Origin of the sequence: Kitasatospora sp. NPDC089913, from assembly GCF_044748625.1 — a bacterium.
In the GTDB taxonomy this organism is placed as follows: domain Bacteria; phylum Actinomycetota; class Actinomycetes; order Streptomycetales; family Streptomycetaceae; genus Kitasatospora.
Genome location: NZ_JBIVGI010000023.1, coordinates 58,496 through 76,669, shown reverse-complemented (window position 1 = coordinate 76,669; position 18,174 = coordinate 58,496). Strand labels below are relative to the sequence as shown.

Sequence of the window (18,174 nt, the reverse complement as noted above, 5' to 3'; positions counted from 1 at the left end):
CGCGTACGATCGATCGCCATGGTGGATCTCTACGCTCCGACCGAACCGTACGACCGCGGCTTCCTCGACACCGGGGACGGCAACCGCCTCTACTACGAGCAACTGGGAAACCCGGGCGGCAAGCCCGCCGTCCATCTGCACGGCGGACCGGGCGCCGGCACGCGCGACCGTCCCACGCGGGCCTGGGACCCGTCCCGCTACCGACTGGTCCGCTTCGACCAGCGCAACTGCGGGCGCAGCACCCCGCACGCCTCGGACCCGGCCGTGGACCTGGGCGCGAACACCACCCGGCACCTGATCGAGGACATCGAGCGCCTGCGCGAGCACCTCGGCATCGAGCGCTGGCTGGTCAACGGCGCCTCCTGGGGATCGGCGCTGGCGGTGGCCTACACCCAGCGGCACCCGGAGCGGGTCACCGAGGTGGTGATCGCCGCCGTGACCACCGCCCGCCGCTCGGAGATCGACTGGCTCTACCGGGGCGTGGCGCGGTTCCGCCCGGAGGCCTGGGAGCGCTTCCGGGACGCGGTGCCGGAGGCCGAGCGCGACGGGGACCTGCTCGCCGCCTACGCCGGGCTGACGGCACACCCCGACCGGGCGGTGCGCGAGCGGGCCGCCGCCGACTGGCTGGCCTGGGAGGACGCGGTGGTGTCCGGCGAGCCCAACGGCGTGCCCGGCATGTACAGCCGCCGGGAGGCCGACGCCCGGGTGGCGTTCGTCCGGATCTGCGCCCACTTCTTCGGCCACGGTGCCTGGTTGGAGGAGGGGCAGCTGATCCGCGACGCCGGGAAGCTGGCGGGGATCCCGGCGGTGCTGGTGCACGGGCGGCACGACCTGAGCTGTCCGCCGCGGACCGCCTGGGAACTGGCCGCGGCCTGGCCGGGCGCCCGGCTGCACATCGTCGAGGACTCCGGCCACGCGGGCAGCGGGGAACTGGGCCGGCTCGTCCGCCTGGCGCTGGAGGAGTTCAAGGACCGCTGAACCGCACGACCGCGCCGGACGGCCCCGAGAGGGGCGTCCGGCGCGGTGGCTGAACGCGTCGCAGTTGTCACGCGCGGTGGTAGGGCATCGGGCCGGTGACCTCGACGCCGAGCGCACCGGCGGCCTGGCGGGCCCAGAACGGGTTGCGCAGCAGCTCGCGGCCGACCAGGACGGCGTCGGCCCGGCCCTCGGCGAGGATCCGCTCGGCCTGCTCGACGTCGGTGATCAGGCCGACCGCCGCCACCGGCAGGTCCGTCTCCGTGCGCACCGCCTCGGCGAACGGGACCTGGAAGTCGGGGACGGACTCGATCCGGGCGTCCGGGACGAGGCCGCCGGTGGAGACGTCCAGCAGGTCGACGCCGTGGGCCTGGAGTTCCTTGGCCAGCCGGACGGTGTCCTCCGAGGTCCAGCCCTCGCGCCCGTCCTCGGGGTTCTCGGTGAGCCAGTCGGTCGCCGAGACCCGGAAGAAGAGCGGGAGTTCCTCGGGCCACACCTCGCGCACGGCGTCGACGACCTCCAGCGCGAACCGGATCCGGCCCTCGAAGGAGCCGCCGTAGCCGTCGGTGCGCCGGTTGCTGTGCGGGGAGAGGAACTCGTGCACGAGGTAGCCGTGCGCCCCGTGGATCTCGGCGACCTGGAAGCCGGCGTCCAGGGCCCGGCGCGCGGCGTCGGCGAACTGCCGCACGATCGCGCCGATCTGCTCCACCGTGAGCTCCTCGGGCGAGACCCGGTCCGGCGCGAACGGCAGCGCGCTGGGTGCCACCGGCCGCCAGCCGTGCGTCTCGTCCGGAGCGATGGCCCGGCCCCGGTCGACCCAGGTCCGCTCGGTCGACGCCTTCCGCCCGGCGTGGCCGATCTGGATCGCCGGCACGGTGCCCTGCTCCTTGAGGAAGGAGGTGATCCGCCGGAACCCCTCGACCTGGGCGTCGTTCCACAGCCCGAGGTCGTAGGGCGAGATCCGGCCCTCGGGGCTCACCGCGGTGGCCTCGACGATGATCAGCCCGGTCCCGCCGGCGGCGCGCGCCGCGAGGTGGGTGAAGTGCCAGTCCGTCGGCACGCCCGCCGCCTCGCCGTCCGGCGCGGCGCTGTACTGGCACATCGGCGGCATCCACACCCGGTTGGGGACGGTCAGCGACCGCAGGGTGAAGGGGGTGAACAGGCTGGTGCTCATGTCGGACTCCAGGAGAACGGCCCAAGAGTGATTGCAGATGCAATCTCTGTGGGAACAATAGTTGCATGCGCGCCACAATCGCAAGCCTTGGTCGTGGCCGGCCGGGAGCCGGGCACGGGCCGGACACGCGCCGGGCGCGGGCTTGCCCCTGACGCGCGGGGCAGGGGTTAGCGTCCGGATGTCGGGCCGCCCCGAGGCGGCCGCACGACGCCACCAACACCACCACCGGACCCTGGAGTTCGCCATGTCCCCGTTCCCCGCCCGCACCCGTGAGGTCCGCCTCGTCGCCGCTCCGGACGGGCTTCCCGTCCCCGCCGACTTCGCCCTCGTCGAGACCCCCCTCGCCGCACCGGGGCCGGACCGGGTACTCGTCCGCAACCGCGCCTTCGTGGTCTTCCCCGGGCTGCGCAGCCTGATCGGTGGCGAGCTGCCCGCCGCCGCGCTGCCGACGGTCCGACCGGGGGACCCGATCTTCGGGCCCGCCCTCGGCGAGGTCCTGGCCGCGCCCGCCGAAGGACCGCTGCGCCCCGGGGACCTGGTGACCCACCTGCTGGGCTGGCGCGAGCACGCCGTCGCCGAGGCCGCCGCGTTCACCCGGGTGGCCGACGGCTTCCCCGACCCGCTCGCCCTGCTGTCGCCCGGCCTGGCCGCCTACGGCGCGGTGACCCGGGCGGCCGGGGTGCGGGAGGGCGACATCGTCCTCGTCACCGGCGCGGCGGGCGCGGTCGGCACGGTCGCCGGACAGGTGGCCCGGCTGCTCGGGGCCGCGCGGGTGATCGGCACCACCGGGTCGGCCGCGAAGGCGAAGCGGCTGACGGAGGAACTCGGCTACGACGCCGTCCTGGTGCGCGGTGAGCGCCCGATCGCGGACCAGCTCGCCGAGGCGGCCCCGGAAGGCATCGACGTCCTGCTCGACATGGTCGGCGGCGAGCAGCTGACGGCCGCCGTCGACGCCGCCCGGCCGGGCGCGCGGGTCGCGCTGATCGGCGCGCTCGCCGGCCAGTTCGACCCGGCCCGCCGCGGTGCCAGCTCGCCCGCCGTGGTGGACAGCTTCCGCCTGCTCCTCCTCGACGCCACCGTCCACGGCATCTCCGGCCGGCGCTACCAGGACCTGGACCCGGAATGGCGCGAACGGCTCGCGGACTGGCTGCGCTCCGGCGAACTGACCGTCCCCCGGACCGTCCTCACGGGCATCGAACAGGCTCCCGGGGCGTTGTCCAGGCTGATCGAGGGCGACCTCTTCGGCGCGCTGATCGTGGAACTGACGGACTGACGGACCGGCCGGCTCCCCGGCCGGTCGGCCGACGGACACACGGAGGACGGATGGCCGCTCGGATGAGGATCGGCGACGCGGCGGCAGCCGCCGGCACCACGCCCAGGGCGCTGCGCTTCTACGAACAGCGCGGCCTGCTCCCGCCGCCCGCCCGCAGCGCCTCCGGCCAGCGCGAGTACGGCTCGGGCACTGTGGGCAGGGTGCGGGTCATCCGCGCCCTGCTGGCCCTCGGCCTGACCGTGGAAGACCTCGTCAGCCGCTCGCACCGGCTCGACCTGCTCGCCGAGGACCCTCCGCGCAGCTGCGCCTCCGACGGGGACTTCGGGCCGGACACCTTCGCCCCGGTGGTCGAGCGGCGGCTCGCCGCGCTGGACGCGGAGATCGCCCGGCTGACCCGGCTGCGCGAGGCCCTGGCCCGCCACACCGGGACGCCGCCCGGTCCGGAGCTCCCGGGGCAGTGAGTAGTGCCGGACCCGGTGGTGCCGGACCCGGTGGTGCCGGGCAGGGTGGCGGGTCCGGCCGTCGTTCGGGTGACCCTGCGGTGCGGCGCCGATCGTGCGTGGGCGATCGAGGGTTAGGAAGTGCAGGACCGCACCGCGCCGGTGGTCCGTGGGGCCGCCGGCCCGACGAGAGGAGTCCCCGGCGTGGCCGTCCCCACCACGTTCGACCAGCGGGTGAAGAGCTACAGCCTGCCCCACGCCTACTGGCTGGCCCGGGCCGCCGATCTGGCCTACAAGGACGAGGAGACGATCGAGCGACAGGCCCGCGACTGGGGCTTCACCGAGGTGCGGCACCACGAGACCAGGTTCGCGCCGCCCTTCCCGCTCCAGGACACCCAGGCCTTCACCATGGCCGGTGAGCACATGGTCGTGACCGCCTTCCGGGGCACCGAGCCGCAGCAGATCCGCGACTGGCTGTCGGACGCCACCACCCCGCCCTGGCCGGGGCCGGCCAGGACCGGTTACATGCACTACGGCTTCGGCGAGGCCCTGGAGTCGGTGTTCCCGGACGTGCGGAAGGCCGTCACCGAGCTCCGCACCCAGGACCAGAGCGTCTGGCTCACCGGCCACAGCCTCGGCGGGGCGCTGGCCATGCTGGCCGGCGCCCGGCTGCTGCTGGAGGAACCGCGACTGGCGGCCGACGGCGTGGTCACCTTCGGCCAGCCCCGGACCTGTGACCGCCTGCTGGCCGCGGCGTACAACAAGGGCTTCCAGAAACGGATGTTCCGCTTCGTCAACAACAACGACATCGTTCCCCAGCTGCCGCCCGAGCCCGCCTACACCCATGTCGACGCGCTGCGGTACATCGACTCCGGCGGGAAGCTGCACGACTCGGTCGGCCTGGTCGGCGGGCTGGCGGACCGGGCGAAGGGTCTGACCGCCGACGCCTTCGCGCCGGCCAGTGACGGCATGCGGGACCACTTCATGCGCAACTACCTCGCCGCGCTGGAGAAGAACCTCGCCTGACCGCGGTGGGGATCCGGGCCCGTCGGGGTCCGGATCCCCCGAACGGGCCGGATTTCCGCGAACGTGTCCTCCCTGCAACCGAGTTCTGGAAGCATCGGCCTGGTTCCGGACCGATCCCGTTCCGGGAGGTGCGGCAGGAGAGGGGCCTCGGGGCGATGCAGAGGACTGGTACGAGGCGTGCGGGGTCGGCGGTTCTCGCCGGGGCGGCGGCCGCCGTGCTGGGGGTCGCGGGCTGTACGTCCGCCGGCTCCACCGGGGCGGCGGGACCGCCGTCGTCCTCGGGCCCGGTGAGCACCACGGCACCCGCTCCGACGGCCACCCCGTCGAGCGGCTCGACGGGAGCGGCGACCGCATCCCCGTCGACCGCCTCCCCGACACCCGCCGCACCGGCGCCGAGCCCGACCTGCTTCGACACCGGCATGGTCGGCGACACCACGGCGGCCGGCTACCTCTCCCGGCTCCCGGGCGCCGCGCGGATCATCGATCCGGGGATCTTCATGGACCTGGACGGCCTTCACCTGGACACCACGGGGGACCAGCGGCCCTGCGGACCGGTGACCGTGCGGATCACCCGGTTCACCGTGCGGCTGTCCCACACCGGTTCGGGCACCGTCACGCGCCCCTCGTACGCCTACAGCCCGCTGGACACCACCGAGGTGACGGTCGGCCCGGCCAACGGCATCGCCCCGGGGAGCGTGCCCCCGGCGACCTCGCACTGCGCCGGGGTGCTCTCCGTGGTCCAACTGGGCGCGCCGGTCAAGGAGGCCGACCTGCCGCAGCGGCTCGACCTGGTCGCCCCGAGCCCTGCGCCCAGCGCGCCGTACCACCAGCGGGTGAAGGTGACCGGCGAGCGCCAGGTGGCGGCCGGACTGGCCCTCCCGGCCGACGCCGCCACCTGCTGACCGCCGCCGCTGCCGCGCTACGCGGCCGGCGGCGCCCACTGCGGGTTGCGGCCGGTGAAGCCGAGCAGCACGGCCGCCCGGCCGGCGTCCGCGGGGACCTCGACCACGGGGCCGAACTTGCCGAAGGTGTCCCGGACGAAGTCGACGATCCGGGCGGCCGGGCTCTCCAGCCCCTCCGCCAGGGCGTCGGTGAGCGGGAGGTCCTGACCGGTCGCGCGGGCGATGTCCCAGGCGTGCACGGCGGCGTCCAGCGCCGCGACCGCCGCCCCGGCCCCCGCCGGCATCGGGCCCATCGGCGTCGGCACGCTCTCGGCGTCCCGGACCGACTGCCAGGCCTTCGCCGCCGCCTCCAGCACCGCCGCCAGCTCGGCGACCGCGTCGCCGCCGCCCGCCGGAGCGTCCGCCGGGGCGAACGGGTCCCCCGCCGGGGCCTCCTCGGTGATCTGCATGACCAGCGCCTGCTGGTCGAGCCGCGCGTGGTTCAGCACCTGACGCACCGTCCACTCGCTGCACGGCGTCGGCGCGCCCCAGGCGCCCTCCGGCACCCCCCGCACCACGGTCAGCAGGTAGTCGTGCGCCCCGGCCAGCAGCGCGAAACCGTCGACGGACATCCGGCATCCCCTCCAGATTCGTTCGGCATCGACCCGGGCGGCAGCAACGTCCGCCCCGAAGTCGTTCACCCTCACCATAGGCCCCACCACTGACAATCGGCAGCTCCGGCGGTCCCGGCGGCTCCGGACGGGCGGGCGCGGCCCGGGCCGCTCAGGGCGTCAGCACGATCTTGCCGCCGACCGTGCCGGACTCCGCGAGGCGCAGCGCCTCCGCGGCCCGCGACAGCGGGAGTTCGGCGGCGACCCGGGCCGTCACCTCGCCGCGGCGCACGGCGCCGAAGACCTCGCCGAGGTCGGCCCGCAGCCGGGCGCGGAAACGGTCCTTGCCCAGCCCCCGGCCCGCCCAGATGTTGTAGAAGTGGGCCCGGCGGCCGTTCGGCAGGGTGTTCCAGAGCCAGGTGCGGGCCAGGATCTTGAGCACGGGCCACTGCTTGGAGCCGCTGTCGTCCCGGGTCGAGGCGCTGCCGTAGGCGATCAGCGTGCCGCCGGGGGCGAGCAGGCTCCAGGAGTCGATCACGCTGCGCCCGCCGACGTGGTCGAACACCGCGTCCACCCCACCCGGCGCCAGCTCCCGGACCCGGGCCGCGACATCGCCGGCGCGGTAGTCGACCGGCTCGACCCCGAGTTCGCGCAGGGCCTCGTGGTGGCGGGCGGAGGCGGTGCCGATCACCCGGACGCCCGCCGCGCCGGCGAGCTGGACCAGGACGGAGCCCACGCCGCCGCTCGCACCGTGCACCAGGACGGTCTGTCCGGCGCGCACCCGCGCCCTGCGGTGCAGCATCTGCCAGGCGGTGATGCCGTTGACCACCACGGTCTCCGCCTCGGCCGGGGTGAGGCCGTCCGGCACCGGCACGGCGTCGGCGGCGTCGACGGCCACGTGGCTGGCCCAGCCGCCGACCTTCACCAGGGCGGCGACCCGCTGCCCGAGCAGCCCCGGGTCGACGCCCTCACCGGTGGCCAGCACCCGGCCCACCAGGTCGTATCCGGGCACGAAGGGGAAGGGCGGCTGGTCGTAGTACCGGCCGCGGCGCATCTGCTGCTCGGCGAAGGAGACGCCGGTGGCCTCGACGCCGATCACGATCCGGCCCCGCCCGGCCTCCGGCACGACCCCGTACCGGAGCTCCAGTCCCTCGGGGGCCACGACACCCGGCAGTACGACCTCGACCAGACGCTCGTCACTCATGGTCCTGCTCTCCTTCTTCGCTCGTCAGATGCTCTTGCGTTCGTTATAAGTTATAACTCCTTCGGGTCGTGAGCGTCAAGAGCGATCGTGAGACCCTCTAACTGCGTGCTTCCTCCAAGATCGTCGTGATAACTTCGCTCCCGCCGTGCGCCGCTGTTACCGGAGGAGGTGGGACCGATCAACGCTGCAACCCGTCGGGTACCCCTCTCTCGCATGGCCTGAGGGCTGCCCGCACCAGGCATCCCGAAAGGCCCGAACGCTGTGCACCTCGTCTCCGAAACCTCCTCCGACGGCATCCGCGAGCAGCTCCTCGTCGTCGACGACGTCCCCGCCGCGCTGTGGACGCCGGCCGGATCCGCCGCCGCCCGCCCGCTGGTCCTGCTGGGCCACGGCGGCGGCGAACACAAGAAGCAGCCCGGCATCCTGGCCCGGGCCCACCGGCTCGTGACCGAGTGCGGCTTCGCCGTGGTCGCGCCGGACGTCCCCGGACACGGCGACCGGCCGGTCGTGGAGGAGTACGACCGGCTCGCGACCGCCAATCAGGAGCGGATCGCGGCCGGCGCGGAGCCGGGGCGACTGCTCGCCGAGTTCCACGCCCTGGTGGCGCGGCGGACGGTCCCGGAATGGCGGGCCGTCCTGGACACCGTCCAGCGGCTCGACCACGTCGGCGCCGGACCGGTGGGCTACTGGGGCGTCTCTCTGGGCTGCGGGCTCGGCGTGCCGTTCGTCGCCGCCGAACCCCGGGTCCGTGCGGCGGTCCTGGGCCTGGGCGGGGCGCTCGCCTCGGCCGCCGAGGCCGCGCGGATCACCGTTCCGGTCGAGTTCCTGCTGCAGTGGGACGACGAGCGGGTGCCGCGCGAGGCGGGGCTCGCCCTCTTCGAGGCGTTCGGCTCCGCCGAGAAGACCCTGCACGCCAATCCCGGCGGGCACGGCGAGCTCCCGGCCTTCGAACTCGACAGCACCCTGCGGTTCCTCGCCCGCCACCTCGGCTGACCGCGAGCGCGGCCACCGTCCGGCCGGCTGCCGACGGTCCCTCCGGGGGCTGTCGGCGGTCTGTCGGGGGCCTGTCGGTGCGCCGACAGCGGCACTGGTGTCCTGCCGGTGTCCTGACGGTGCGTCGACAGCGGGCGCGGGGAACCTGGTCCGTGGCAGCACACGAACCAGGGGAGGCCCGCCATGCCCAACAGCACGCGACCGCAGCACTCGCGCCCGACCACCGTCCTGATCTCCGGCGCCGGGATCGCCGGCACCGCCCTCGCCCACTGGCTGGACCGCTACGGCTTCCGCGTCACCGTGGTCGAGCGCGCGCCCTCCCTGCGTGGAGGCGGCCAGCCGGTGGACATCCGCGGCAACGCCCTCGAAGTCGTCGACCGGATGGGCCTGTTGAAGGAGGTGAAGGCGCTGCGGACCGGTCTGCTGGGGATGTCCGTCGTCGACGGCGACGGCCGGGAGCTGAGCCGCACCACCGAGCGGACGGCAAGCGGCGGGCCCGTCGACGGGCCGGACGTGGAGATCCTGCGCGACGACCTGGCCGAACTGCTCGCCGGGGTGACGGACAGCGGCGTCGAGTACCGGTTCGACGACTCGATCGACACCCTGGTGCAGTACGAGGAGGGGGTCCAGGTCCGGTTCCGGGGCGGCGAGGAGCGATCCTTCGACCTCGTCGTGGGCGCCGACGGCCTGCACTCCAACACCCGCCGGCTCGTCTTCGGACCGGAGGAGGACTACCTGCACCCGATCGGTACCTACGTGGCGGGCTGGAGCGTGCCCAACCACCTGGGCCTGGACCGCTGGCAGGTCATCCACCGGCCGGGCGACTCCTCGGGGCGGCTGTGCATGGCGATGACCGTCCGGGACAACGCCGAGCTGCGTGTCTTCGTCGGCTTCGGCTCCGACGAGCCGGTCGCGCGGATGCTCCCGCGCGACCCGGCCGAACAGCGCCGCCTGGTCGCGGGAATCGCCGCGGACCTGCGCTGGGAGGTGCCGCGCTTCCTGGCGGCCCTGGACGACACCGAGGTGTTCCACTACGACGTGATCGCCCAGATCAAGATGGACCGCTGGTGGAACGGCCGGGTCGTGCTGCTCGGCGACGCCGGGTACTGCTGCTCGCCGCTGACCGGCCAGGGCACCAGCGTCGCCCTGACGGCGTCCTACGTGCTGGCGGGGGAGCTGCACCGGGCCGACGGCGACCACGGCACCGCCTACCCCGCGTACGAGCGGCGGCTGCGCGAGCACGTGGCCGCCAACCAGGCGATCCTCGAACTCACCGGCGACCGGCTGACGGCGGAGGGCGCCGAGGGCGGCTACGAGGAGATCGGCCCGGAGATGGACGAGGTCTTCCGCGCGGCCACGGTCTTCGACCTGCCGGACTACTGACGGGCTGCTGCCGGAGCGCCGGTCGCCCCGAGGTAGGCCGAGGTGTCCCGAGGTGTCCCGAGGTGGGCCCGAGGGCGGGGCACGTGCGCGGACGGCCCCGGCCCGCCGAGGAGGCGGGCCGGGGCCGTGGTGCGGTTCGGGTCACGGAACACTTTGCAAAGTCGCCGGTGACTTTGCAAAGTGTTCTGCTTCGCAAAGCGCGAGGCGCGCGAGGCGTGGGCGGCGGGAGCGGTGGGTGGACCGGGGGGGCGCTGCCGACGGCCCCGGGCCCGGGCCCGCGCGTCAGTCGGCGAGGTGCCGGAGGGCGGCGGTGGCGAAGCCGTGGTCCTGCTCGGGAGCGCCGCCGCCGACGCCGAGGGCGCCGATCAGCCGGCCGTCGCGCCGGACGGGGACGCCGCCGGCGATGAACAGCAACGGCCGGTCGAGCGCGGTCGGCAGCGAGTGGAACGGCCCGTCGGGCTTGACCAGGTCGACCAGGTCCGCGGTCGGGGCGTTCAGCTGGAGCGCGGTGTAGGCCTTGCGGGTGCTGGTCTCGCCGGAGACGAGGACGGCCCGGTCGTCGCGGCGGAAGGCGAGCAGGTGGCCCCCGGCGTCGAGGACGGTGACGCTGACCAAGACCCCCGCCGCCTCGGCGGCGGTGCGGGCGGCGGTGACGAGGGCCTCGGCGTCGGCGGTGGTCAGCGGTGTGACGGTGGTGGTGCTCATGGTGGTGCTGCTCCCTGGAGACATGGGGGACGGTCAGTGGTGGACGGGAACGGGGGTGGGTGACGGCGCGGTGGCGGCCGTCGGGGCCTTGGCGGTGCGGCGCTCCAGCGCGGCGGACCAGACGGCGAGGACCAGCGCCGCGGCGGCGAGCAGCGCGCCCACCCAGTTGGGCGCGGTGTAGCCGAAGCCGGCGGTGATGACCGTGCCGCCCAGCCAGGCGGCGAGCGCGTTGCCCAGGTTGAAGGCGCCGATGTTCACGGCCGAGGCGAGCGTGGGGGCGCCGTGCGCCTGGTCCAGCACCCGCTTCTGCAGCGGCGGTACGGTGGCGAAGCCGAGCGCCCCGACCAGTACGACGGTGATCGCGGCGAGGACCTTGTTGTGGGCGGTGAGGGTGAAGAGCGCGAGCACGAGGGCGAGGCCGCCGAGGGTGGTGTACAGCAGTGGCATCAGCCGCCGGTCCGCGAACCGGCCGCCGAGCAGGTTGCCGAGGAACATCCCGACGCCGAACAGCACCAGCAGCCAGGTCACCGCGCCGTCCGAGTAGCCGGCCACCTGGGTCATCATCGGGGCGATGTAGGTGATCGCGGCGAAGACGCCGCCGAAGCCGAGCACGGTCATCGCCATCGCCAGCAGCACCTGCGGGTTGCGGAAGGCCGTCAGCTCGCGGCGCAGCCGGGCGCCCTCGGGGCGGGGCTGCTCCGGGACGAGCCTGGCGATCCCGGCCATGCCGGCCAGTCCGAGTGCGGCGACGATCACGAAGGTGATCCGCCAGCCGACGGCCTGGCCGATGTACGTGCCGAGCGGCACGCCGACGATGTTGGCGACGGTGAGCCCGGTGAACATGGTGGCGATGGCGCCGGCCTTCTTGTCCGGGGCCACCAGTTCGGCGGCGACGACGGAGCCGATGCCGAAGAACGCGCCGTGGGCGAGCGAGGCGACCACCCGGCCGGCGAGCATCGTGCCGAACGAGGGGGCGGCGGCGGAGAGCACGTTGCCGACCACGAACAGGCCCATCAGCAGCATCAGCATCCGCTTGCGGCTGACCTTGGTGCCGAGCACGGTGAGCAGCGGCGCGCCGAGGACCACGCCGAGGGCGTAGCCGGTGACCAGCAGGCCCGCGGTCGGGATGGAGACGCCGTAGTCGGCGGCGATCTCGGGCAGCAGGCCCATGATCACGAATTCGGTGGTGCCGATGCCGAAGGCGCCGACGGCCAGAGCGAGCAGTGCGAGTGGCATTGGGCCCGACCCTCCTGTGATTGCTTGAGTGAGCTCCTTGCGTGTCTTCACAATAATTGCAGACGCGTGCTAACTGCAAGCGCGGGCTGTCGCTGTGGTCTGGATGTCGGCTGGTGCAAGCCGTAGGGCGGGGTCCGGAACGCACAGGACCGGTCCCAGCGCAGTGCTGGAACCGGTCCTCGGGGTGCTCGGCGGAAGTCGGTGCGAAAGGCGGGGCTACCGGGCGGCGGCCGGGGCGTCCACGGCTTCGACGGCCTCGACCAGGGAGGCCAGCTCGGGGTTGCGGGCCGCCTCGGTGAGTGCCTCGCGCAGGGCGGCGTCGTTGGTCGGCCGGGCCTGTGCCAGCAGCTCCAGCCCGGCCTCGCTCACATTGGTGTAGATGCCGCGCCGGTCGGTGGGGCACAGGTAGCGGGACAGCAGGCCCCGGTCCTCCAGTCGGGTGACCAGTCGCGTGGTGGCGCTCTGGCTCAGGACGACCGCGTCGGCGACCTGCTTCATCTGCAGGTGGCCGCCCTCGCCGTCGTGCTGGCGGCTGAGCACGTCGAGCAGCGAGTACTCGCGCACGCTGAGGTCGTGCCCGCTCTGCAGGGCGCGTTCGATGTGCCCCTCGATCCGGCTGTGCAGGAGGGAGAGCGCGCCCCAGCCGCTGGCCAGGGCGGTGAGCGCGGGGTCCGTCGCGGTCATGGTCCGGGTCTCCTTCCGGGGGTGACCGTTCCAGGATAAGTCATCGGAGGAAATACCGGCCAGGGCCGTTAGTCCGCGAGTGCAATCACTTCAGGGGCGGTCGCCCCCGCCCGACGCCGTGTTCAGCCGGGCGGCCTGGCGGGTCAGATGGTCCCGCTCGGCGAGGCTGGACGCCGCCTGGGCCGCCTCCGCGTACAGGCCCGCCGCCGTCGCCCGGTCGCCCGCGCGCTCGTGCAGATAGGCCGCCGCCGCCGCGCGGCGCGGCACCGCCGCATCGACGCCCGCGAGCGCCGCCAGCCCCGCGCGCGGCCCGTCCGCCTCGCCGACGGCGACCGCGCGGTTCAGCGCCACCACCGGACTGCCGGTCAGCCCCAGCAACTCGTCGTACCACTCGACGATCTGCACCCAGTCCGTCTCCCCGGCCGTCGGCGCGTCCGCGTGCAGCGCCGCGACCGCCGCCTGCGCCTGGAACTCGCCTAGGCGGTCGCGGGCCAGCGCGCCCTGGAGCACCGCGACGCCCTCGGCGATCGCCGTGGTGTCCCACCGGGAGCGGTCCTGCTCGGCGAGCGGCACCAGCGCGCCGTCCGGCGTCGTCCGGGCCGCCCGCCGGGCATGGTGCAGCAGCATCAGCGCCAGCAGCCCCGCCACCTCCGGATGGTCCACCCCGGCCGCCAGCTGCCGGGTGAGCCGGATCGCCTCGGCGGCGAGGTCGACGTCCCCCGAGTAGCCCTCGTTGAACACCAGGTAGAGCACCCGCAGCACGGTCGCGACGTCGCCGGGGCGGTCCAGCCGCACCCCGGACACGGTGCGCTTGGCCCGGCTGATCCGCTGCGCCATGGTCGCCTCGGGCACCAGGTAGGCGCGGGCGATCTGCCGGGTGGTGAGCCCGCCGACGGCGCGCAGGGTGAGCGCGACCGCCGAGGCGGGCGACAGCGAGGGGTGGGCGCACAGGAAGTACAGCCGGAGCGTGTCGTCGGCCTCGGCCACCGGCCCCGGCGCGGGCTCCTCCTCGGCCCGGTCCTCGCGCCGGCGCCGGGCCGTGTCCGCCCGGGAGGCGTCCAGGAACTTCCGCCAGGCGACCGTGACCAGCCAGCCCTTCGGATCGCGCGGCGGGTCCTCGGGCCAGACCCGCAGCGCCTCGACCAGCGCGTCCTGGACGGCGTCCTCGGCCGCCGCGAAGTCGGCTCCGCGGCGGACGAGGACGCCGAGCACACCCGGGGTGAGACCGCGGAGCAGTGCCTCGTCCATGGGAACGGTCACTCGGTGACGGTGGGCGCGACGCCGTAGAAGGGACGCAGCTCCAGCCACTCGTGGATCGGCCGGCCGCCCGCGCCGGGGGCGGCGGACAGCTCGCCGGCCAGCTCGACGGCGCGCTCGTAGCTGTCGACGTCGATCACCATCCAGCCCGCGATGAGGTCCTTGGTCTCCGCGAACGGGCCGTCGGTGACCGGCGGGCGGCCCTCGCCGTCGTACCGCACCCAGGTGCCCTCGGGGGCGAGCGCCTGGCCGTCGACGAACTCGCCGGTCTTCTCCAGTGCGGCGGCGAAGTCGTTCATGTACTGGATGTGGGCCGACACCTCCTCCGGCGTCCAGCGGTCCATCGGCACGTTGTTGACGGGCTCCGGCGCGCCGCGGTAGTGCTTCAGCAGCAGGTACTTGGCCATGATGACCCTCTCCTCGGGGGTGGTGCGGCCCATTCTGGCCGCGCTCACCCCTGGGACGGAGCAGGCCGGCGGTTCTCGACACCGTCGCCGAAGATTTTTCCGGAATCCTCGCGGGCCCGTCCGGGGCGGGTCGGCGCGACCCGCCCCGGACGGGCCCGACGCAGGTCAGGCCCGGGCCCGACGCAGGTCAGGCCCGGTACACGCCCACGTCGTACAGCGAGTACCCCCACGAGGTGGCCCGCTGCTCGCCGTGCACCCGGACGTAGCGCGCCGGGACGCCGGGGAACCGGGCGGTGTCCAGCCCGCCGTCACCGGAGGTGGTGGACCAGACGGTCCGCCAGTCGGTGCCGTTGGTGGAGACCTCGATCCGGTACGCCCTGGCGTAGGCGCGCTCCCAGTCCAGGGTGACCCGGGAGACCAGGGTGGTGGTGGACAGGTCGAGCTGGATCCACTGGTCGTCGCTCCAGTCGCTGGCCCAGCGGCTGGACGTGCTGCCGTCGATCGCTCGGTCCGCCGCGTAGCTGACGAACGGGTTCCACTCGGTGGAGCTGGCGGAGGCGGTGGCCCCCACGCCGAGGTTGACGGCCGCCTGGTGGTGCTCCGCGGCGCCGAGGGTGGTGAGGTAGGACTCCGCGCCCCGGAACAGGTCGTCGACCACTCCCTGCCCGCCGACCTGCCGGATGTCCTCGATCCAGTCCGGCACCAGGCCGTAGTGCGCGGCCCCGTCGGTGTTGAGGTCCCAGGTGCGGCTGCCCGCGGTGGCGCGGTCGACCAGGGAGCCGCCGTCGGCGGTGCGGAACGGGTAGCGCACCGGGTTCGGGGTGTCGGCCCCGCGCGGGCCGGGCCAGCCGCCGACGCCGTTCATGTCGGTGCCGTAGCCGTACCCGACGCCGTACTTGTCGCGCAGCGCGTCGGTGCGCTTCGCCTCCGCGCTGAACGCCTCCGCGCCGTTCATGTACTGGGCGACGAAACCGCCGAGCTTGTAGACCCGCTCCATCCAGCCGAGGTCCATCCAGCTGTGCGAGGAGACGACGCCCGGGTAGGACTGCGATTCCAGGATGTCCAGGGCCCGGCCGGCGGCCTTGACGCTCATGTGGTCGAGTTCCAGCATCATGCCGCGCCGCATCATGCCGCGCAGGGCGTACTCGCCGAGTTCGGTCAGCCCCCTGGTGTTGCACTGTGCGTCCCCGGCGTACGAGGGGACGGTGACCCCGGCGGGCAGCTGCTGCTGGATCGAGGCGGGGGTGGGTGCCAGCCCGATCGGGTTGTCGTGCTGCGGACCGGGGCAGGTCTCGGTCTGCCAGAAGGTGCCGGTCGACAGGAACTGCCCGGCGTTGATCGCCGTGCCGAGCGCGCCCTCGTCGAACCGGACGCCGCACAGCGCGTTGTCGAACTTGTGGCACAGGAACATGCTGCGCACGCCGAGCCCGTACAGCTCGTCGAGGCCGCGGTCGATGTCCGCGCGGCTGCACTGGGCGATGTCCAGGACCTGCTTGCAGCCGAACGGCTCGGAGGTCTCCACGCCGAGGACCACGGCGAGTTTGCCCTGCTTGACGACCTCGCGGGCCTGCGCGCTGTCGGTGACGATCCGGAACCAGCCCTTGCCGGGCCCGCCGTACATCTTGTCGACGTACGCCTGGAGGTCCCAGGACTTCTGGGCCTCCAGCCGGATCGCGGTCATCTCGTCGCAGCTGCGGTCCTTGAAGAAGTAGACCGAGCAGATCACGCCGTTGGTCACCAGGTCGTTGACCAGCACCCGCTCGCCGCCGCGCCAGGCGCGCTCGATCCAGGCGTAGTAGTTCTGCTGGTGGGTCAGCGAGTCGTGGGCCGGCCAGTCCTTGAAGGTCGGCCAGCCGACCGGGTCGTGCTTGCCGTCACCGCCCTTGGTGATGAGGTCGAAGATGGCGAGGGAGCCGTCGGGGTAGTGCTCCGGACAGTCCTTGAGGGCGTCCTCGACCCCGGCCTCGGAGAAGGCCTTGCCGCAGATGAGGCGGCCGCCGAAGCCCTCGGCGGCCATGATGTGGTCGTGGGCGTCGACGAAGCCGCGGACCTTGCCCTGGGCGTCGGTACCGGTGAAGGGCGCGCCGGTGACGCCGATCGCGGCATCGGGGGCGGGCCGGGCGACCGGGTCCCACCAGTTCGGCCCGGTGGCGCCGTGCGCCGGCGCGGCGAGGGCCGCGGCGACCAGGGCGAGCAGCGTGGCGATCAGGGTGGCGATCCGGCGGCGGACGGGGAAGCGCTGTGCGTGGGGACGACGTGGGTGGGGGAGTCGCGTCATGTGCACCCCAGTTCCGGGTGGCGGGCGGACGACGCGGACGACGCCAGCCCGCGGCACGGCGCGCCGCCCGGGCGGGCTGTCATGTCCTGCGTACTCGGTGGGTCGAGAATCGCCACTGTTGGATTTTTCGTCAATAGCCGTGGCACAACCCGCTCGTGCCAATACCGGCCGGGCCTCGCCGAGCGCACCGACGAGGGTCCCGTCGCGGGCACCGGCGGGGCTCAGTGCCCGGGCGCGCCCGCCGGCCGGTCGTGCGGCAGGAACAGCGCCGCGCCGAGGCCGACGACCCCGAAGACGGCGAGGACGATCATCGCCGCCGCGTAGCCGCCGTTGGTGAGTTCGGCGACCAGGATCGTGCCGGCGATGGCGGTACCCAGCGAGGAGCCGAGGTTGGAGACGCTGCGGGACAGACCGGAGATCTCGCCCTGCCGGCTGTCGGGGAACGCCGACTGCACCACGTTGACCGAGGGCGTGAGCATCAGTCCCAGGCCCAGCCCGATCAGCAGCAGCCCGGGGGTGAAGGCCCAGATGTCGTCGACCGCGCGCACCAGCAGCAGCAGGACGACGATGCCGGCGGTGGTCGTCGCGAAGCCGGTGACGATCAGGGCGCGCTGGGACCACCGTTCCGCCAGCCGTTCGGCACCGAGCGAGGAGGCGAGCAGGCCCAGGGTGGCGGCGGTGAAGACGCCGCCGGTGGCGACGGCGCTGTAGCCGCGGACCACCTGGAGGTACGCGCCGACCGTGAACGAGACGCCCATCAGCACCAGCCACTGCGCGTTCTGGGTGACCAGACCGAGATCGGACACGCGGTCGCGGAACAGCGAGGTGGCCAGCAGCGGTTCCCGTCCCGACCGTTCCAGCCGGCGGATCCAGCCGAAGAAGCCGGCCAGCACGGCCGCGCCGGCCGCCAGCAGACCGGTCATCAGCCACACGTCGTCGTCCGCGGCGAGGATGCCGGTGACCAGCAGCACCAGGCCCGCCGCCGACAGCACGGCGCCGACGGCGTCGAACGGCCGGTCGGGGTCGGGCGGCAGCGGGTCCTCGAGGGTGCGGGTGAGGAGGAGGATCAGCGCCACCACCACGGCCTGGAAGCCGAAGTTGGCGCGCCAGCCGATCGCGGTGGTCAGCAGTCCGCCGATCAGCGGGCCCGCCGCCGCACCGATGCCGCCCAGGGCCATGATGGCGCCGAACGCCTTGGCCCGGGCGGCGGTTCCGGTGAACAGCAGGGTGGTGAGGATGTAGACCGGCGGGATCAGCAGGGCGGTGCCGACGCCCTCCAGTACCGAGTTGCCGAGGATCAGCACGCCGAGCCCCGGCGCCGCCGCGCTGAGCAGCGCGCCGACCCCGTAGACGGCGAGGCCGAGCATCAGGCAGCGCTTGCGGCCCCAGCGGTCGGTGAGCTTGCCGCCGGGGATCATCAGCGCGGCCATCACGAGCAGGAAGACGGTGATGGCGACCTGGACGCCCTGGACGGTGGTGCCGAGGTCCGCGCTGATGTCGTTGATCATCACGTTCATGCTGGAGCCGGCGAAGCTGCAGATGAACTGGGCCAGGGCCAGCGGGACGAGGACGCGTCGCCCGCCCGCCGTGCTCGTGCCGGCCCCCGGTGCGGCGGTGGTCATGCCGGGCTCCTTTCGAACTCCCGTG

17 protein-coding genes are annotated in these 18,174 nt (G+C 73.9%); 7 read left to right on the top strand and 10 right to left on the bottom strand.

The features are described 5' to 3' along the window. The first annotated feature begins 18 nt into the window (after window positions 1–18). Entirely contained in the window at window positions 19–978 is a 960-nt protein-coding gene (gene pip / locus ACIPYS_RS29095; protein WP_400751503.1) for a prolyl aminopeptidase, read from the top strand. Between the two features lie 67 nt (window positions 979–1,045). On the opposite strand, the gene ACIPYS_RS29090 is transcribed toward pip, so the two are convergent. Further along, the gene (locus ACIPYS_RS29090; protein ID WP_400751500.1) at window positions 1,046–2,149 is read right to left on the bottom strand and encodes an NADH:flavin oxidoreductase/NADH oxidase; all 1,104 of its coding nucleotides are present in this window, start codon (window positions 2,147–2,149) and stop codon (window positions 1,046–1,048) included. A gap of 244 nt (window positions 2,150–2,393) precedes the next feature. Between ACIPYS_RS29090 and ACIPYS_RS29085 the strand changes: the two genes are divergently transcribed. The 4 genes from ACIPYS_RS29085 (at window position 2,394) to ACIPYS_RS29070 (ending at window position 5,790) form a co-directional block, all read left to right on the top strand. Continuing rightward, window positions 2,394–3,422, top strand: a complete 1,029-nt coding sequence (locus ACIPYS_RS29085) for an MDR family NADP-dependent oxidoreductase (protein WP_400751497.1) — start codon at window positions 2,394–2,396, stop codon at window positions 3,420–3,422. 62 nt (window positions 3,423–3,484) lie between these two features. Beyond that, window positions 3,485–3,883: a MerR family transcriptional regulator gene (locus ACIPYS_RS29080; protein WP_400751664.1), complete on the top strand. Its 399-nt coding sequence runs from the start codon at window positions 3,485–3,487 to the stop codon at window positions 3,881–3,883. A gap of 183 nt (window positions 3,884–4,066) precedes the next feature. Continuing rightward, window positions 4,067–4,888, top strand: a complete 822-nt coding sequence (locus tag ACIPYS_RS29075) for a lipase family protein (protein ID WP_400751494.1) — start codon at window positions 4,067–4,069, stop codon at window positions 4,886–4,888. Between the two features lie 287 nt (window positions 4,889–5,175). Continuing rightward, window positions 5,176–5,790 (top strand): hypothetical protein, encoded by a 615-nt coding sequence (locus tag ACIPYS_RS29070; RefSeq protein WP_400751492.1) that lies wholly within the window; start codon window positions 5,176–5,178, stop codon window positions 5,788–5,790. A 17-nt stretch (window positions 5,791–5,807) separates the two neighbouring features. On the opposite strand, the gene ACIPYS_RS29065 is transcribed toward ACIPYS_RS29070, so the two are convergent. Then, window positions 5,808–6,401: a TIGR03086 family metal-binding protein gene (locus tag ACIPYS_RS29065; RefSeq protein WP_400751489.1), complete on the bottom strand. Its 594-nt coding sequence runs from the start codon at window positions 6,399–6,401 to the stop codon at window positions 5,808–5,810. Between the two features lie 151 nt (window positions 6,402–6,552). Beyond that, entirely contained in the window at window positions 6,553–7,584 is a 1,032-nt protein-coding gene (locus tag ACIPYS_RS29060) for a medium chain dehydrogenase/reductase family protein (RefSeq protein WP_093864030.1), read from the bottom strand. Between the two features lie 261 nt (window positions 7,585–7,845). Between ACIPYS_RS29060 and ACIPYS_RS29055 the strand changes: the two genes are divergently transcribed. Both ACIPYS_RS29055 and ACIPYS_RS29050 read left to right on the top strand, forming a co-directional pair. Further along, window positions 7,846–8,577 (top strand): dienelactone hydrolase family protein, encoded by a 732-nt coding sequence (locus ACIPYS_RS29055; protein ID WP_400751486.1) that lies wholly within the window; start codon window positions 7,846–7,848, stop codon window positions 8,575–8,577. Between the two features lie 183 nt (window positions 8,578–8,760). Beyond that, complete coding sequence (locus tag ACIPYS_RS29050; protein WP_093864032.1) at window positions 8,761–9,960, top strand: FAD-dependent monooxygenase; 1,200 nt, start codon at window positions 8,761–8,763, stop codon at window positions 9,958–9,960. A 282-nt stretch (window positions 9,961–10,242) separates the two neighbouring features. On the opposite strand, the gene ACIPYS_RS29045 is transcribed toward ACIPYS_RS29050, so the two are convergent. From ACIPYS_RS29045 to ACIPYS_RS29015, 7 genes are all read right to left on the bottom strand, one after another. Further along, window positions 10,243–10,665 (bottom strand): heme-binding protein, encoded by a 423-nt coding sequence (locus ACIPYS_RS29045; protein ID WP_400751482.1) that lies wholly within the window; start codon window positions 10,663–10,665, stop codon window positions 10,243–10,245. Window positions 10,666–10,698: 33 nt separating this feature from the next. Beyond that, the gene (locus ACIPYS_RS29040; protein ID WP_400751479.1) at window positions 10,699–11,901 is read right to left on the bottom strand and encodes an MFS transporter; all 1,203 of its coding nucleotides are present in this window, start codon (window positions 11,899–11,901) and stop codon (window positions 10,699–10,701) included. Window positions 11,902–12,117: 216 nt separating this feature from the next. Then, on the bottom strand, window positions 12,118–12,585 hold the full coding sequence (locus ACIPYS_RS29035) for a MarR family winged helix-turn-helix transcriptional regulator (protein WP_400751476.1): 468 nt from the start codon (window positions 12,583–12,585) through the stop codon (window positions 12,118–12,120). Between the two features lie 90 nt (window positions 12,586–12,675). Further along, the gene (locus ACIPYS_RS29030; protein ID WP_400751661.1) at window positions 12,676–13,833 is read right to left on the bottom strand and encodes an RNA polymerase sigma factor; all 1,158 of its coding nucleotides are present in this window, start codon (window positions 13,831–13,833) and stop codon (window positions 12,676–12,678) included. A gap of 8 nt (window positions 13,834–13,841) precedes the next feature. Beyond that, window positions 13,842–14,249: a YciI family protein gene (locus ACIPYS_RS29025; protein ID WP_093865433.1), complete on the bottom strand. Its 408-nt coding sequence runs from the start codon at window positions 14,247–14,249 to the stop codon at window positions 13,842–13,844. Window positions 14,250–14,436: 187 nt separating this feature from the next. After that, window positions 14,437–16,527, bottom strand: coding sequence for a discoidin domain-containing protein (locus ACIPYS_RS29020; RefSeq protein WP_093864037.1), 2,091 nt, complete (start codon window positions 16,525–16,527; stop codon window positions 14,437–14,439). Between the two features lie 221 nt (window positions 16,528–16,748). Beyond that, window positions 16,749–18,149, bottom strand: coding sequence for an MFS transporter (locus ACIPYS_RS29015; RefSeq protein WP_400751472.1), 1,401 nt, complete (start codon window positions 18,147–18,149; stop codon window positions 16,749–16,751). Window positions 18,150–18,174: the final 25 nt, after the last annotated feature.

Bases quoted from the DNA above. Each gene is read 5' to 3' on its own strand.
- pip (WP_400751503.1), top strand. From the start codon at position 19: ATGGTGGATCTCTACGCTCCGACCGAACCGTACGACCGCGGCTTCCTC.
- ACIPYS_RS29090 (WP_400751500.1), bottom strand. From the start codon at position 2,149: ATGAGCACCAGCCTGTTCACCCCCTTCACCCTGCGGTCGCTGACCGTC.
- ACIPYS_RS29085 (WP_400751497.1), top strand. From the start codon at position 2,394: ATGTCCCCGTTCCCCGCCCGCACCCGTGAGGTCCGCCTCGTCGCCGCT.
- ACIPYS_RS29080 (WP_400751664.1), top strand. From the start codon at position 3,485: ATGAGGATCGGCGACGCGGCGGCAGCCGCCGGCACCACGCCCAGGGCG.
- ACIPYS_RS29065 (WP_400751489.1), bottom strand. From the start codon at position 6,401: ATGTCCGTCGACGGTTTCGCGCTGCTGGCCGGGGCGCACGACTACCTG.
- ACIPYS_RS29060 (WP_093864030.1), bottom strand. From the start codon at position 7,584: ATGAGTGACGAGCGTCTGGTCGAGGTCGTACTGCCGGGTGTCGTGGCC.
- ACIPYS_RS29050 (WP_093864032.1), top strand. From the start codon at position 8,761: ATGCCCAACAGCACGCGACCGCAGCACTCGCGCCCGACCACCGTCCTG.
- ACIPYS_RS29045 (WP_400751482.1), bottom strand. From the start codon at position 10,665: ATGAGCACCACCACCGTCACACCGCTGACCACCGCCGACGCCGAGGCC.
- ACIPYS_RS29040 (WP_400751479.1), bottom strand. From the start codon at position 11,901: ATGCCACTCGCACTGCTCGCTCTGGCCGTCGGCGCCTTCGGCATCGGC.
- ACIPYS_RS29035 (WP_400751476.1), bottom strand. From the start codon at position 12,585: ATGACCGCGACGGACCCCGCGCTCACCGCCCTGGCCAGCGGCTGGGGC.
- ACIPYS_RS29030 (WP_400751661.1), bottom strand. From the start codon at position 13,833: ATGGACGAGGCACTGCTCCGCGGTCTCACCCCGGGTGTGCTCGGCGTC.
- ACIPYS_RS29025 (WP_093865433.1), bottom strand. From the start codon at position 14,249: ATGGCCAAGTACCTGCTGCTGAAGCACTACCGCGGCGCGCCGGAGCCC.
- ACIPYS_RS29020 (WP_093864037.1), bottom strand. From the start codon at position 16,527: ATGACGCGACTCCCCCACCCACGTCGTCCCCACGCACAGCGCTTCCCC.
- ACIPYS_RS29015 (WP_400751472.1), bottom strand. From the start codon at position 18,149: ATGACCACCGCCGCACCGGGGGCCGGCACGAGCACGGCGGGCGGGCGA.